The 14578-nt window shown below is 64.2% G+C and carries 10 protein-coding genes and 1 pseudogene; 4 read left to right on the top strand and 7 right to left on the bottom strand.

The annotated features are described in order from the left end of the window. Positions 1–56: 56 nt before the first annotated feature. A complete protein-coding gene (gene ycaC / locus ACIOAU_RS10135) occupies positions 57–689 on the bottom strand; it encodes an isochorismate family cysteine hydrolase YcaC (RefSeq protein WP_101322920.1) in 633 nt (210 codons plus the stop codon). A gap of 228 nt (positions 690–917) precedes the next feature. On the opposite strand from ycaC, the gene ACIOAU_RS10140 reads away from it, so the two are divergent. After that, complete coding sequence (locus tag ACIOAU_RS10140) at positions 918–2342, top strand: mechanosensitive ion channel domain-containing protein (RefSeq protein ID WP_401181701.1); 1425 nt, start codon at positions 918–920, stop codon at positions 2340–2342. A gap of 107 nt (positions 2343–2449) precedes the next feature. On the opposite strand, the gene ACIOAU_RS10145 is transcribed toward ACIOAU_RS10140, so the two are convergent. Beyond that, positions 2450–3736, bottom strand: coding sequence for an NAD(P)/FAD-dependent oxidoreductase (locus ACIOAU_RS10145; protein WP_401181704.1), 1287 nt, complete (start codon positions 3734–3736; stop codon positions 2450–2452). 99 nt (positions 3737–3835) lie between these two features. Beyond that, complete coding sequence (locus ACIOAU_RS10150; RefSeq protein ID WP_103435578.1) at positions 3836–5326, bottom strand: aldehyde dehydrogenase family protein; 1491 nt, start codon at positions 5324–5326, stop codon at positions 3836–3838. A gap of 136 nt (positions 5327–5462) precedes the next feature. Here ACIOAU_RS10150 and ACIOAU_RS10155 point away from each other — a divergent pair, with 136 nt between their 5' ends. Both ACIOAU_RS10155 and ACIOAU_RS10160 read left to right on the top strand, forming a co-directional pair. Beyond that, positions 5463–6353, top strand: a complete 891-nt coding sequence (locus ACIOAU_RS10155; RefSeq protein ID WP_181088528.1) for a LysR substrate-binding domain-containing protein — start codon at positions 5463–5465, stop codon at positions 6351–6353. Positions 6354–6470: 117 nt separating this feature from the next. Then, positions 6471–7865, top strand: a complete 1395-nt coding sequence (locus ACIOAU_RS10160; protein WP_401181708.1) for a VOC family protein — start codon at positions 6471–6473, stop codon at positions 7863–7865. A gap of 54 nt (positions 7866–7919) precedes the next feature. Here ACIOAU_RS10160 and ACIOAU_RS10165 read toward each other — a convergent pair whose 3' ends face one another. The 3 genes and pseudogenes from ACIOAU_RS10165 to ACIOAU_RS10175 all read right to left on the bottom strand — a co-directional run bounded on the left by ACIOAU_RS10165 (position 7920) and on the right by ACIOAU_RS10175 (position 10990). Further along, positions 7920–8786: a methyl-accepting chemotaxis protein gene (locus tag ACIOAU_RS10165; RefSeq protein WP_375140266.1), complete on the bottom strand. Its 867-nt coding sequence runs from the start codon at positions 8784–8786 to the stop codon at positions 7920–7922. Then, positions 8781–9902 (bottom strand): annotated as a pseudogene (locus ACIOAU_RS10170) (Cache 3/Cache 2 fusion domain-containing protein); the annotation flags it as partial. The pseudogene ACIOAU_RS10170 and the gene ACIOAU_RS10165, both read right to left, overlap by 6 nt. A gap of 155 nt (positions 9903–10057) precedes the next feature. Then, positions 10058–10990, bottom strand: coding sequence for a LysR substrate-binding domain-containing protein (locus tag ACIOAU_RS10175; RefSeq protein ID WP_150572504.1), 933 nt, complete (start codon positions 10988–10990; stop codon positions 10058–10060). Positions 10991–11146: 156 nt separating this feature from the next. On the opposite strand from ACIOAU_RS10175, the gene ACIOAU_RS10180 reads away from it, so the two are divergent. Further along, complete coding sequence (locus tag ACIOAU_RS10180) at positions 11147–12517, top strand: NorM family multidrug efflux MATE transporter (RefSeq protein WP_101322912.1); 1371 nt, start codon at positions 11147–11149, stop codon at positions 12515–12517. Between the two features lie 141 nt (positions 12518–12658). Here ACIOAU_RS10180 and ACIOAU_RS10185 read toward each other — a convergent pair whose 3' ends face one another. Beyond that, on the bottom strand, positions 12659–14323 hold the full coding sequence (locus tag ACIOAU_RS10185; RefSeq protein WP_101322911.1) for a bifunctional diguanylate cyclase/phosphodiesterase: 1665 nt from the start codon (positions 14321–14323) through the stop codon (positions 12659–12661). Between the last annotated feature and the right edge of the window lie 255 nt (positions 14324–14578).

The raw sequence follows: 14578 nt of genomic DNA on the forward strand, positions 1-14578 counted from the left end.
CGGCTGGCCATGGCCCACGCTGTTGCTGTGGGCCGGCGCTGGGTTGAGGGCGCGGCTTATTTGCCGGCGGCGGTCAGGGCGCTGTAGGTGGTCATCAGGTTGCGGTAGTCCGGTATGTGGTTGGAGCACAGCGCGCCGAGGCCTTCGATGTCGTTCCTCCAGTCGCGGTGCAGTTCACAGGCCACGCCGAACCAGTTCATCAGTTGTGCACCAGCGCTGCTCATGCGGTTCCAGGCGGCGTCACGAGTGATCTCGTTGAAGGTGCCGGACGCATCGGTAACCACGAACACATCGAACTCTTCTTCCAGCGCCGACAGTGCCGGGAACGCCACACAAACCTCGGTCACCACACCAGCGATGATCAGCTGCTTCTTGCCAGTCGCCTTGACCGCCTTGACGAAGTCTTCGTTGTCCCAGGCGTTGATCTGGCCAGGGCGAGCGATGTACGGCGCATCCGGGAACAGCGCTTTCAGCTCAGGGATCAGCGGGCCGTTGGGGCCTTGCTCGAAGCTGGTGGTGAGGATGGTTGGCAGGTTGAAGAACTTGGCCAGGTCAGCCAGGGCCAGCACGTTGTTCTTGAACTTGTCCGGCTCGATGTCACGCACCAGCGACAGCAGGCCAGCTTGATGGTCGACCAGCAGGACTACGGCGTCGTCTTTGTTCAGGCGGTTGTATTTGAAGTTGTTCATGGCTTGGTGCTCCGCAAGGGTCTTGGTTTCGAGTGAGTTGGGTGTTTCGCGTTGATGAGTAAAGATTAAAACCAAGACCTTTGTGCGACTAGATAGCTAAATTTGTCTTTAGCGTTCTATTTTATGAACGATGGTGATTACGGCCTGTTGTTGCGACTACGGCCCAGTTGCTTGTCCCCCTCACCTACTCTTTACTACCCATCAGCCCTCCCCCGCACCGAGACCGTCATGCTGGCGTTCATCCAGTCCTACCCGCTGTTGCTCGGCACCTGTTTGATCCTGCTCGATGTACTGCTCTGGCAATTGATCACGCTGCAGCGCCAGCCGTGGCGGATCGCTGCGCGTCTGGCGATCTTCCTGTTGTTCAGCGCGGTGTTGGTGGCGGCGGGGATGAGCCCGTTGCAGCCGCCGCCGTGGGTCGATGATGTGGCGCGCAATCTGTTGGCGACGGTGCTGGCGATTGGCTGGTGGCTGTTTGCGGCGCGGACGGTGACGGTGGTGTTCGGCGTGCTGCTGGTGGCGCGCGGCAGCCATGGCGGGCGTTTGTTGCAGGACGTGCTCGGGGCATTGATTTTTCTGGTGGCGGTGGTGGCCGCGGCGGCCTATGTGCTGCAGTTGCCGGTCAAGGGGCTGCTGGCGACGTCAGGGGTAATGGCGATCGTGATCGGCCTGGCGTTGCAGAGCACCTTGAGCGATGTGTTCTCGGGGATCGTTCTGAATACCACGCGGCCGTATCAGATCGGCGATTCGATTTCGATCGATGGCACCGAGGGCAAAGTGGTCGATATCGACTGGCGGGCGACGCGGATGATCACTGCCAGCGGCAGCCTGGCGGTGGTGCCCAACTCGGTGGCAGCCAAGGCCAAGCTGCTCAACCACAGCCGCCCGGCGGACCGGCATGGGCTGAGCATCACCGTGGTGGTGCCGGCCAAAGTGCGCCCGAAGCGGGTGTTCGATGCGCTGGAAAAGGCCCTGCAAGGCACCTCTGCGCTACTCGCCACGCCTGCACCAAAGGTCTCGGTGAAAGCCTCAAGCCTGGAGTCGGTGGAATATGAAGCCAGTGGTTTCATCACCGACATGGCGCGCAAGGGCGAGGTGCGCAATCAGTTGTTCGACCTGGCCCATCGGCACCTGGAAGCCAGCGGCGTGATCTGGAATGCCGACCTGGCCTCGGCGCCACGCAGCCGTCAGCGCGAGCTGCTGGATGAGGTGCGCCTGTTCCGCTCGCTGAGCGGCGACGAGCGCGATGAGCTGAGCCAGCACATGACGACGGTGGAGTACCTGGTCGATCAGGTGATCCTAGGCATCGGCGAGCGTTCGCAGCATGTGTTGGTGATTGCCAGCGGGGTAGTGTCGGCGTCGGTGCGCGATGGCGAGCGGCTGGTCGAGGCCGGGCGCATGGGGCCGGGCGAGCTGCTGGCCATTGAAGGTTTGGTCGATGAAGAAGAGTCGGCGGTGGAGTTCCGTACCCTGAGCGGCTGCGTGCTGTATCGGATCGACAAGGAACAGCTGCGCAGTTGCTTGGACCAGCGCGGCGACGTGCAGATGGCCTTGACCAAGCTGCAACGGTTCCGCCGGCAGAGCCGCGATTCACTGTTGATGCAGAAACCGGTGCTGGTCAAGAAAGGCGGCTTTCTCAGCTGGCTGCGGTAGGAGCGGCCTTGTGTCGCGAAAGGGCCGCGTAGCGGCCCCAGATTTCAGCTTCGCCGCGGGTATCGCCGGGGCCAGCTACGCTGGCCTTTCGCGACAAAAGGCCGCTCCTACAGGACCACGCGCAAGCACTGGCCGGCGTGGTACAGCGAGAAGCCTGACTCATAGAACGCAGTACGCAACGACGGCGCGCTGACGGCTTTCATCGGCGAGAACGGCACCGGCAGGCGCTCGGGGTCATCCTTGAGCAGAAACTCGGCAAAGGCTCGGCCAATCACGGTACCGGTGGTATTGCCGCGACCGTTGTAGCCGGTCACCGCGACCAACCCCGGTGCAGGTTCGAACAGGCGCATCAGGTGATCGGGGGTGAAGTCGATGCAGCCGGTCCAGTGCATTTCCCAGTCGACCTTGCCCAGCTCCGGGTAGTAGTGGCTCTGAATGCGGTCGGCCCAGCGCCGTACGAACCATGCCGGCTTGTTGTCGACCCGACCGAGGCTGCCGAGCAGCAGGCGGCCTTGGTCATCGCGGCGGATGCTGCTGAGTACGGTACGGGTGTCCCACGAGCCTTGGCCATGGGGCAGCACCTTGTCGGCGGCTGCGCCGTGCAGCGGTGCCGAGGCAACCTGGTAGTAATAGCCACGGAAGAAGTGCTTTTGCAGGTTGCTCCAGTCGCCCTCAGTGTAGGCGCCGGTGGAGATCACCACCTTGTCGGCACGGACCACGCCTTTGCCGGTGTTGACCTGCCAGCCAGCGCCATCGCGCTGCAGGCCTTCGACCGAGGATTGCTGGAACAGCTTGCCGCCCAGCCGCTCTACTGCAGCAGCCAGGCCTTGGGTGTAAGCCATCGGGTTGATGGTGCCGGCGCGGTGGTCGAGCAGCGCGGCGGAAATCTTGTCGGTACCGCAGTATTCCTGGCACTGCGCGCCGGTCAGCAGTTCGACGTTGGCGCCGCGCCGGCTCCATTGCTGATGGCGCGCCTCCAGGTCAGCCAGGCCAGTGGCGTTGTGCGCCATGTGCAGAGTGCCTTTGTGCTGGGCCTGGCAGTCGATGCCCAGGCGCTCGATCATGGCGAACACCTCGGCGGGTGCCTCGCCCAAGGCCTTGTTCAAGCGGCTGCCCTGTTGTTGACCGAGGGTCGCTTCGACATCGTCGGGGCGAATCCAGGTGCCGGCGTTGACCAGGCCAACGTTGCGCCCGGAGCCGCCGTGGCCGACTTTCCAGGCTTCGACAACGATCACTGACTTGCCCTGTTCGAGCAGATGGATCGCTGCCGACAGGCCGGTGATACCGCCACCGATGACGCAGACGTCGGCCTTGTGCTCGCCCGCCAGGGCCTGCACGGCGACGCTCGCCGGAGTGACGTGTTCCCAGAGACATTGTTGACGCAATTCGGGCATGACCGGCCTCAGCTTATTTTTCTTGTTACGGTGTGGCCGCCAGGCGGCCGCTCGCGGCACACGGCCGCGAAAGGGGGCCGAGGCCCCCGCCTGCGATCATCAGTCGAACACGATGCCCTGCGCCAGCGGCAATTCGCGTGAGTAGTTGACGGTGTTGGTCTGGCGCCGCATGTAGCCTTTCCAGGCATCCGAACCCGACTCGCGACCGCCGCCGGTTTCTTTCTCGCCGCCGAACGCGCCACCGATCTCTGCACCGCTGGTGCCGATGTTGACGTTGGCGATGCCGCAGTCGCTGCCGGCTGCGCTCTGGAAGCGCTCGGCTTCACGCAGGTCGGTGGTGAAGATGCACGACGACAGGCCTTGTGGCACTTCGTTATTCAGGCGCAAGGCCTCCTCGAAGTCGTCATAAGCCAGCACGTACAGGATCGGTGCGAAGGTCTCGTGGCGGACCACTTCGCTCTGCGCAGGCATCTCGGCGATTGCCGGGGTCACGTAGTAGCCGTTCGGATACTGGCTGGCCAGCTGACGCTCACCACCAAACACCTGGCCACCTTCGTCACGGGCCTTGGCCAGTGCGCCTTGCATGGCGTCGAACGACTGCTTGTCGATCAGCGGGCCGACCAGGTTGTTCTCGCGCGGGTCGCCGATGCGCACTTTGCCGTAGGCGGCTTTGACGCGGGCAACCACTTCGTCCTTGATCGAACGGTGCACGATCAACCGACGCAGGGTGGTGCAGCGCTGGCCAGCGGTGCCGACGGCGGAGAACAGAATGCCGCGCACAGCCAGATCAAGATCGGCACTCGGCGCGAGGATCATGGCGTTGTTGCCGCCCAGTTCGAGGATGCTGCGGCCAAAGCGTGCGGCAACCCGTGGGCCGACTTCACGACCCATGCGGGTGCTGCCGGTGGCGCTGACCAGCGGTACACGTGGGTCGTCGACCAGCGCTTCGCCGGCTTCACGGCCGCCGATCACCAGCTGGGCCAGGCCGGCCGGTGCATCACCGAAGGCCAGCAGGGCTTTTTCGAACAGCGCCTGGCAGGCCAGTGCGGTCAGCGGGGTCTTCTCGGACGGTTTCCAGACCACGGCGTTACCGGCTACCAGCGCCAGCGCGGTGTTCCACGCCCACACCGCCACCGGGAAGTTGAAGGCGCTGATCACGCCAACCACGCCCAGCGGATGCCACGACTCACGCATGTGATGGCCGGGGCGCTCGGAGGCGATGGTCAGGCCGTACAGCTGACGCGACAGGCCGACGGCGAAGTCGCAGATGTCGATCATTTCCTGCACTTCGCCCAGGCCTTCCTGGGTGATCTTGCCGGCTTCGATCGAGACCAGCTCACCGAGCTCGGCCTTGTGCTGACGCAGGACTTCGCCAAACAGCCGCACCAGCTCGCCGCGACGCGGGGCCGGTACAGTGCGCCAGGCTTCGAAGGCGGCGTGGGCCTGGTCGATGCAAGCGGTGGTCTCGGCCTTTCCGAGCAGTTTCACCGTGGCGATCTGGCTACCGTCGATCGGGGTGTGAACAGGGTAGTCGCCCTGAGTGTAGGCCTGGGCGGCGACGCCAAGGCGCTCGAGCAATGCAGCAACCATCGTGCTTCTCCTAAATCGGCTGAAGGGTGGTAAATATGATGTGGATCAGTATTAATCCGATCACAGCAGTGCAACAAACGACCTTTATTCCGCATATCATTCCGTCAGGTCATGATCCCCTTGCATAGAGACTGCCATGTCGAAACGTCTGGTACCGTCGATGACGGCCCTGCAGTGCTTTGAAGCTGCAGCCCGTCACTTGAGCTTCACCCGCGCTGCCGAAGAGCTGCACCTGACCCAAAGTGCGGTCAGCAAACAGGTCGCGCAGCTTGAAGAAATGCTCCACCATCACCTGTTCCTGCGCATTCGCCGGCGCTTGCAGCTGACGCCTGCGGGCAGCCTGTACCTGGCCGAGGTGAACAAGATCCTCACCCAGGTCGACATGTCCAGCCGCTACATCCTGACGTACGGCGAGCAGACCGAGATATTGAAGGTAGCTACTCAACCGAGTTTTGGCGTGCGCTGGTTGATCCCGCACCTCAAGGGTTTTGGCAAGCGCTACCCGAATATCCACCTTGATATCCGCAACGAGATGGAGCCGTTCTCGCTGTTGCAGGGCTCGGCCGACGTGGTGTTCTTCTTTGGCCAGGGCACCTGGCCGGGGGCAACCTGCGTGCAGCTGTTCGACGAGGAAGTGGTGCCGGTGTGCGCGCCTGAGCTGCTGCAAGGGCGCGAATTGAGCGATGCCAGCGCGCTGGCCGAACTGGTGTTGATGCAGAGCACTTCACGGCCGGAGGCCTGGCATGAGTGGTTCTTGGAGCAGGGCCTGCACACCGACAACAGCTACCACGGGCCACGCTTCGACACCTTTTATATGGCCTTGAGTGCGGCTCAGGCGGGCTGCGGCGTGGCGCTGGTGCCACGTTATCTGGCGGAGAAGGAACTGGCCGAGGGCAGTTTGGTGATTGCCTGGCAGCATGCTATGCGCAGTAATGGCGCGCATTATCTGGCGTATGCCGAGCATGCGGCTGAAGTGCCGAAGGTGCGGGCTTTGGTGGAGTGGATCAAAACTCAGCTTGGGGGCTGATAGTGTCGGGGCGACATCAATCATAAAGGGAATGACACCTCTACTTTTTTTCGCTTGTGGCGGCAGTCCATTCCCAGTTTTCATGTAACGGTCCCATTAACCACCAGGAAGCTTGCGATGCCCGCCCATGATTTCGTCAGCCCAGACAGCATCCGTGCGCAGTTCTCTGCCGCCATGTCGCTCATGTACAAACAGGAAGTGCCGCTGTACGGCACGCTGCTGGAGCTGGTCAGCGAAATCAACCAGCAGGTCATGCAGCAACAGCCGCAGGTCGCTGAAGCGCTGCGCTGGACCGGCGAAATCGAGCGTCTCGACCACGAACGCCATGGCGCCATCCGCGTTGGCACCGCCGCCGAGCTGGCCACCATCGCCCGCCTGTTCGCGGTGATGGGCATGCAGCCGGTGGGTTACTACGACCTGAGCTCGGCGGGCGTGCCGGTGCACTCGACGGCATTTCGCGCAGTGCATGAGCAGTCGCTGCACGTCAGCCCGTTCCGTGTATTCACTTCGCTGCTGCGCCTGGAGCTGATCGACAACCCGCAACTGCGCGAGCTGGCTGCGAGCATTCTGGCCAAGCGGCAGATCTTCACCCCGCGGGTGCTGGAACTGATCGCCCAATGTGAGCGCAACAACGGCCTCAACGCCGCCGACGCCGAGGCCTTTGTGCAGGAGGCGCTGCACACCTTCCGCTGGCACCAGCAGGCGACGGTGACTGCCGAGCAGTACCAGCAACTGCATGACCAGCACCGGCTGATTGCCGATGTGGTGGCGTTCAAAGGCCCGCACATCAATCACCTGACCCCGCGCACGCTGGACATCGATGCGATTCAGCTGGGCATGCCGGCCAAGGGCATTCCCCCCAAGGCAGTGGTCGAAGGCCCGCCAACCCGGCGCCACCCGATCCTGCTGCGTCAGACCAGCTTCAAGGCCCTGCAAGAGAAGGTCGCCTTCACCGATCAGGCCGGCAGCGAAGGCAGCCATACTGCGCGCTTCGGCGAAATCGAACAGCGTGGAGCAGCGCTGACGCCCAAGGGCCGGGCGCTGTACGACACCTTGCTCGATGCGACCCGCGCAGCACTCGGCGGGGTTCCGGCCGAGGCCAATGCCGAGCGCTACCAGCAGTTGCTCCAGGCGCAGTTCGCCAAGTTCCCCGATGACCTGGCGCAGATGCGCGAGCAGGGCCTGGCATACTTCCGTTACTTCGCCACCGACAAGGGCCTGGCAGCGCGCAACGAAGCTGGCCGGCCGAGCACCTTGCAGGGCCTGATCGACGCCGGGCATGTGCATTTCGAGGCGCTGGTTTACGAAGACTTCCTGCCGGTCAGTGCTGCGGGGATCTTCCAGTCCAACCTGGGCGACGATGCCCAGGCCAACTACGGCAGCAATGCCAACCGCGAAGCGTTCGAGGCGGCGCTGGGGTTGGCGGTGCAGGACGAGCTGGCGCTATACGCGCAGAGCGAACAGCGCTCGCTGCAGGCCTGTGCGCAGGCACTGAACCTGAGCGCGCTGTAAACCTCGCCTGATTGCAGCCGCTACGCAGGCCGATCTGCGCGGCGGCTACCGCTGTCAGCGGACGCGGAAGCGATCCACTTCCTGGCGCAACTGCGCCGCCAGGCCTTCCAGCTCACGTGCGGTGGTGGCCAGTTCATTGGCCACATCGTGCTGCTCGCTGTTGGCCTGGGCGATGCTCTGCAGGTTGCGGCTGAGCAAGGTCGCAGTGCTGCTCTGCTCCTGAGTGGCAGCGCTGATCGCGGCAAACTGCTCACCGGCGTCGCGGCTCTGCTGGTCGATCTGAGCCAGCGCATCAGCCACTTTGACGTTGCGTTCAAGGCCTTCCTGCATCAGCCGGTTGCCCTGCTGCAGGGTGCTGATGGCGTGCCCGGTCTGCTGCTGGATACTGCCGATCATTCCGGAAATCTCGTCGGTTGCCGAACGGGTCCGCGCCGCCAGGCCGCGCACCTCATCGGCCACCACGGCAAAGCCACGGCCCTGCTCACCGGCGCGAGCGGCCTCGATTGCCGCGTTGAGCGCGAGCAGGTTGGTTTGCTCGGCGATGGCGGTGATCACCCCGACGATGCCGCCGATTTCCTGCGAGCGGGCGCCAAGGGTGTCCATGACCTCAGCAGTGCCGCCGAGGGCATCGGCGATCTGGCGTAGCGAGGCTGACGCTTCGTTCATCGCGCTGCGGCCAACCCGGGTGTGCTCGGCATTGTCGCGGGCCATGCGTTCGGTGCCGGCCATATTGTCGGCAATGTTCATCGAGGTGGCGCTGAACTCTTCGACGGCGCCAGCCATGCTAGTGATTTCACCAGACTGCTGCTCCATGCCTTCGCAGGCACCGGACGACAGCCCGGCCAGCGAACGAGCACGGCCGCTGACCTGCTCGGAGGCGCTGCGAATATGCGCAACCATGGTCGACAGTGCTTCACCCATCTGGTTGAAGCTGCGCGCCAACTGGCCAATCTCGTCGTTGCTGCTGACCGTCAGACGCGCGCTCAGATCACCCGCACCCAGGGCTTCGGCCTGACGCAGCAGGTCGCTCAGTGGGCGCAGCTTGCGCCGCAGCAGGAACAGCGTCGCCGCCACCGCCAGCAGCATGGCCAGCAGGCTGCCGATCGCCAGGCGCAGGCCGACACTCCAGGTCACGTCGCGAATCTCGGCTTCGGGCATGCTCGCAACAACTGTCCACGGGCCTTCGGCAAACGGCATGGCAACGCTGAAAATCTGCTGGTCGGCGTTGTCCCAGAAGCTGCCAGTACCCGGCTCTGCAGCGAGGTTCTTGACGGCTTGCGCGGCCGCCTCGGCATTACCCACATCAGCCGGCGGCACCAGCCACTTGCCCTGCTCGTCGAGCAGCGCCAGCGAGCCGGTGTGACCGATGCGGAAGCGCTTGAGGTTGGCGAGCTGGGCGTTCTGCGCATCGGTGTAGTCGAAGCCGACGAACAACACCGCAATGACTCGGCCGCTGTCATCGCGCACCGGCACGTAGCGGGTCATGTAGTTGCGCTCGAACAGCACGGCACGGCCAACGTAGTTTTGCCCGGCCATCAACTTGGCATAGGCCGGGTGCTGGCGGTCGAGCTGGGTGCCGATGGCGCGGCTGCCATCCTGCTTGGTCAGCGAGGTGCTGATGCGGATGAAGTCATCGCCACTGCGCACGAACACGGTGGCGACGCCAGCAGTCATCTGCTTGAACTCGTCGACCTGCTGGAAATCGTTGTTGAGCAGGTGATCCCCCAGATACAGCGCCGGCGTGGCCTGGCCGGCGACGGAGGCGGTTTCGCCGGCATGCAGGCTCAGACCCGAGGCGAAACGGCGCTCGAACAGGCCGCTGAGGCGCTGGGTGTTGTCCTTCAGCGAACCATGGAAGGTATCCAGCTGGTCAGCCAGCAGCCGCGCTTCACTGGCCAGGTGTTCCTGGCGGGTGGCGAGGTTGGCGTTGTCCAGCGAGCGCAGGGCAAACAGGGTACTGCCGGTGATCACCAGCGCCAGCACGATGGCGAGGGCGATCCCGAGCTGTGAGGCAATCCGGGCACGGGGTTGAGGCATGTGCAAGCTCCTGGCAAGGGGCCGGGATCATCCTGATCGCGCTGACCGCCCGCTGCATTCGACGGGTAATCGCGTCCTCTTGCGGGACGCTGGTGCCACTAAATCGGCGTCGCGGACGAATACTTGAGTGCCGGACCGGGACATTCGCAAACGTTTTACTGCGCAAGCGCTGGCAGGATTTGCACCGCTGGCAAGTCCATTGCCGCCGCCTCTTCCTGGAGAAACCCGCTCAAGCGACGTAGGCGCTCTGTGCCGGGCCTGGTGCGTGGCCAGACCAGGTAATAGTCCATGCCGCTGGCCACTGCGGTCGGCCACGGCAGGCTCAGCCGGCCTTGAGCGACGTCTTCGGCCACCATCAACAGATCGCCCATGGAGATCCCGTAGCCACGCGCCGCAGCGATCATGCCCAGTTCAAGCGTGTCGAAGACCTGCCCACCCTTGAGCGAAACCTTGTCAGCCAGGCCCATGCGCGCCAGCCAGCTACGCCAGTCACGTTTGTCCGGGGTCGGATGCAGCAGTTCGATGTCAGCCAGGCGCTGCTCATCCCAAGGCCCCTCGTCGATCAGCTGCGCAGCGCCGACCGGGATCAGCAACTCGGAGAACAACCGCCGCACCTCCCAGTCGACCGGGAACTGGCCATCGCTGAGCAATACCGCGCAGTCGAACGGCTCGTGATTGAAATCGACATGGTCGACGTCCATCCAGGCGCTGGTCAGTTGCACTTCGTTGCCCGGTTGCAGATGGCGAAAGCGGCTCAGCCGCGCCAGCAGCCAGCGCATGGTCAGGGTCGACGGGGCTTTCATGCGCAGGATGTCATCTTCGCCGCGCAAGGTATCGCAGGCGCGCTCCAGCGAAGCGAAGCCATCGCGCACGCCGGGCAGCAGCATCCGCGCCGCCTCGGTCAGCTGCAGGCTGCGGCCGCTGCGCACGAACAGGCGGCAGGCGAAGTGCTCCTCCAGCGTGCGGATGTGCCGGCTGACGGCGCTTTGCGTAATCGACAACTCCTCGCCGGCGCGAGTAAACGAGGAATGCCGTGCAGCCGCCTCGAATGCGCGCAGCGCATAGAGCGGAGGGAGTTGTCTAGACATGGGGCACCTGCAATACGGGGGGCACGAACGAGCAAGGCAAATCATACATACATGAGTTCAACTCATGGGAGCGATCGCATTTATCCTTTTGTGGAAAGTTGACCCAGGCCTCAGAATCTACCTCCTGTTCATCCCCCAGCATCAAGGACTCTCACCATGCACGTCGCGCCCACCGTTGAACTCAAGGCTCTGCTGCGCCTGGCCGGGCCGCTGATTGCCTCGCAGTTGGCGCATATGCTGATGGTGCTGACCGACACCTTGATGATGGCGCGGATCAGCCCGCAGGCCCTGGCCGGTGGCGGCCTGGGCGCGGCGAGCTATTCATTCGTGTCGATCTTCTGCCTGGGCGTGATTGCCGCCGTCGGCACGCTGGTGGCGATCCGCAAGGGTGCCGGGGATATCGCCGGCGCCACCCGCCTCGCTCAGGCCGGCATCTGGCTGGCCTGGGCTTTGGCGCTGGGCGCCGCGCTGGCATTGTGGAACCTCGGCCCGGTGCTGCTGATGTTTGGTCAGCAGCCGGAAAACGTCGAGGCGGCCATGGCCTTTCTCACCCTGTTGCCACTGGCACTACCCAGCTACCTGACGTTTATGGCCTTGCGCGGCTTCACCAGCGCCCTTGGCCGGTCGACGCCGGTGATGGTCATCAGCCTGGTCGGCACGGTACTCAACTACTTGCTCAACCATGCGCTGATCGAGGGCATGTTCGGTTTGCCCAAACTCGGCCTGGTCGGCATTGGCCTGGTCACCGCGCTGGTCTCGCTGGGCATGGCCATCGCCCTGGCGCTGTATATCCGCTGGCACCGCTTCTACGACGCCTACCCGCTGCGCAAGGGCCTGGCGCGGCCATCGCTGTCGGCGTTGCGCGAGCTGTGGCGGCTGGGCCTGCCGATTGGCGGCACGTACATGGTCGAAGTCGGCTTGTTCGCCTTCGCCGCGCTGTGCATGGGTGTGCTCGGCAGCACCGAGCTGGCGGCGCATCAGATCGCCCTGCAGATCGTCTCGACCGCGTTCATGGTGCCGACCGGGTTGTCTTATGCGGTGACCATGCGGGTCGGCCTGTATTACGGCGGCGGCAACCTGCTTGCAGCGCGCAGTGCCGGGCGGGTCGGTATTTGCTTTGGTGCGCTGTTGATGTTTGCCTTCGCCGCGCTGTTCCTGTTGCTGCCCGAGCAGTTGGTGGGATTGTTCATCGACCGCAATGACCCTGCCTTTGCCGGCATCTTCCAGCTGGCAGTGGGGCTGGTGATGGTGGCGGCGTGGTTTGAGTTGTTCGATGGTGTGCAGACCATCGCCATGGGTTCGATCCGCGGCCTGCAAGACGCCAAGACCACCTTCCTGATCGGTCTGGGCTGTTATTGGCTGATCGGCGCGCCAAGTGCGTGGCTGTTTGCCTTCAACCTCGGCGGCGGTGCACTCGGCATCTGGTGGGGCCTGGCGCTGGGCCTGGCCTGCTCCTCGGTGGCGCTGACCTTCGCGTTTGAATGGCGAGTGCGGCGGATGTTGCGCAAGGTTGCCGTGGGGGGGTGACGGTCGGGAATGCTGGGGGCGCTTTGCGCCCCTTTCGCGACACAAGGCCGCTCCTACAGGGACCGCGAAATGCCCAGACGACATGGTTCCTGTAGGAGCGGCCTTGTGTCGCGAAAGGGCTGCAAAGCAGCCCCGGCGCACTCAGACAGCGCGGATCGCACTGACCGGCACCTGCTGCAGGTAGGTCACCAGCTCATCCACCGGCAGCGGCTGGCTGACCAGAAAACCCTGCACCTGGTCGCAGCCAAAGCCGCGCAGCAGCGCCATCTGCTCTTCGCTTTCGACACCCTCGGCGACCACTTCGAGGTTGAGGTTGTGCGCCAGGTTGATCATCGCGTGGACCAGCTTGCGGTTTTCTTCGCGCAGCTCCATACCACCGACAAAACTGCGGTCGACCTTGAGCAAGGTGATCGGCAGGCTGTTCAGGTGCACGAACGACGAAAAACCGGTGCCAAAGTCATCCAGCGAGAAGCGCACACCCAGGCGGCCCAGGGCGTCCATGGTCTGGCGCACCAGCTCGTTGCGGCGCATCACCGCGGTTTCGGTCAGTTCGAACTCAAGCCACCGGGCATCGACGCCATGCTCGATGATCAGCCGGCTCAGGGTCGCCAGCAGCTGGCTGTCCTGAAACTGGCGAAAGCTAAGGTTGACCGCCATGTGCAGCGGCGCAATGCCGTGCTCACGCAGGCCCTGCATGTCGCGCAGGGCACGTGAGATGACCCAGTAGCCGAGCGGCACGATCAGGCCGCTCTGCTCGGCCAGCGGCACGAATTCGCTCGGCGGCAGCAGGCCGCGTTCGGGGTGGTTCCAGCGTACCAGTGCTTCGAGGCCAACGATGCGGCCATCGACGAGGTTCAGCCGTGGCTGGTAATGCAGTTCCAGCTCGTCGCGGCGCAGGGCGCGGCGCAGTTCGCCTTCAAGGTCAGCCAGGCTGCGCGCATTGCGGTTGATCCGCTCGTTGAACACATGAAAGCTGCAACCCTGCACGCTCTTGGCCTGGCGCATGGCGATGTGCGCGTGCCACATCAGTGGGTCGGCGCCGGCCTGCGCGCGAGCATGGGCCAGACCCAGGCTGCAGCCCACCAGCAGGCTTTCGCCATCGACCCAGTACGGCTCACCCAGCGCTTCGACGATGCGCTCGGCCACCCATTCGGCGCGGTTCGGCTCGCGACGGGTGTCGATCAGCAGGGCGAATTCGTCGCTGCCCAGCCGGGCCAGCTGATCGCCCGCCTCCAGCTGCAACTTGAGCCGGGTCACCACCTGCAGGATCAGCCGGTCGCCGCCCTGATGGCCGAGTGCATCGTTGACGTGGCGAAAGTTGTCCAGATCCAGATGGCCAAGAGCAACGCCACGGCCGTCGTGTTCGGCCAGGCGCGTGGTCAGCAGGGCCTGAAAGCCCTGACGGTTGGCGATGCCGGTCAGCGGGTCCTGTTCGGCCAGGCGCTGCAGGGTGGCGACCAGCACGCCGCGCTCGCGCACATGACGCAGCGAGCGGCGCAGGCTGTCACTGCTCAGTTGCGCCAGCACCAGCCAGTCACTGACGCCGGCAGGCGGCGCCTCGGGCTCGTCGTCGAGCAGGACAATGGTCGGCAACTCGCAGCGGCCCGGGGTCGGCAGCAGCGCAGGCGTTGCCAGCACCACCGCCTGACGGTCATGGGCAAACAGGCTGTTGACCGCCTCCCAGTTGGGCGCGGTCAGCAGCACCGCGCTGCCAGCCAGAGGCTGCAGGCAGTCGCGCAAGCTGGCGGCCCACTCCGGCTCATCGGCCAACAGCAGCAAACGCAAGGGTTCGACAGGCGTGGACAAGCGCGCTCCTTAGGCGAGGTCGTTAACCGTGACGGGGGTATCCTACCTCAAGAGCCAAATGATATTCACTCTTATTAACACCCATCCCGGGGCTGCACTCCGTCGTATTCTGTCGCGCATCCTGCTCCAAAAGTCGTACAACCGGCAAATCTGATTTGAGTAATAGCTCGATTGTGCCGGCAAGGCCATGATCCACTCCCGCCAGGTAGGGCACCGGACGTCACAAAAGTCTGACTCCGGCGTCAGACGGTCGCG

The sequence above is a fragment of the Pseudomonas sp. NPDC088322 genome, from assembly GCF_044740745.1.
GTDB lineage: Bacteria > Pseudomonadota > Gammaproteobacteria > Pseudomonadales > Pseudomonadaceae > Aquipseudomonas > Aquipseudomonas shirazensis.

Excerpts from the sequence above, each read along its gene's own strand:
- ycaC (WP_101322920.1), bottom strand. The coding sequence starts at position 689 with ATGAACAACTTCAAATACAACCGCCTGAACAAAGACGACGCCGTAGTC.
- ACIOAU_RS10140 (WP_401181701.1), top strand. The coding sequence starts at position 918 with ATGCTGGCGTTCATCCAGTCCTACCCGCTGTTGCTCGGCACCTGTTTG.
- ACIOAU_RS10145 (WP_401181704.1), bottom strand. The coding sequence starts at position 3,736 with ATGCCCGAATTGCGTCAACAATGTCTCTGGGAACACGTCACTCCGGCG.
- ACIOAU_RS10150 (WP_103435578.1), bottom strand. The coding sequence starts at position 5,326 with ATGGTTGCTGCATTGCTCGAGCGCCTTGGCGTCGCCGCCCAGGCCTAC.
- ACIOAU_RS10155 (WP_181088528.1), top strand. The coding sequence starts at position 5,463 with ATGTCGAAACGTCTGGTACCGTCGATGACGGCCCTGCAGTGCTTTGAA.
- ACIOAU_RS10160 (WP_401181708.1), top strand. The coding sequence starts at position 6,471 with ATGCCCGCCCATGATTTCGTCAGCCCAGACAGCATCCGTGCGCAGTTC.
- ACIOAU_RS10165 (WP_375140266.1), bottom strand. The coding sequence starts at position 8,786 with ATGGGTGAAGCACTGTCGACCATGGTTGCGCATATTCGCAGCGCCTCC.
- ACIOAU_RS10175 (WP_150572504.1), bottom strand. The coding sequence starts at position 10,990 with ATGTCTAGACAACTCCCTCCGCTCTATGCGCTGCGCGCATTCGAGGCG.
- ACIOAU_RS10180 (WP_101322912.1), top strand. The coding sequence starts at position 11,147 with ATGCACGTCGCGCCCACCGTTGAACTCAAGGCTCTGCTGCGCCTGGCC.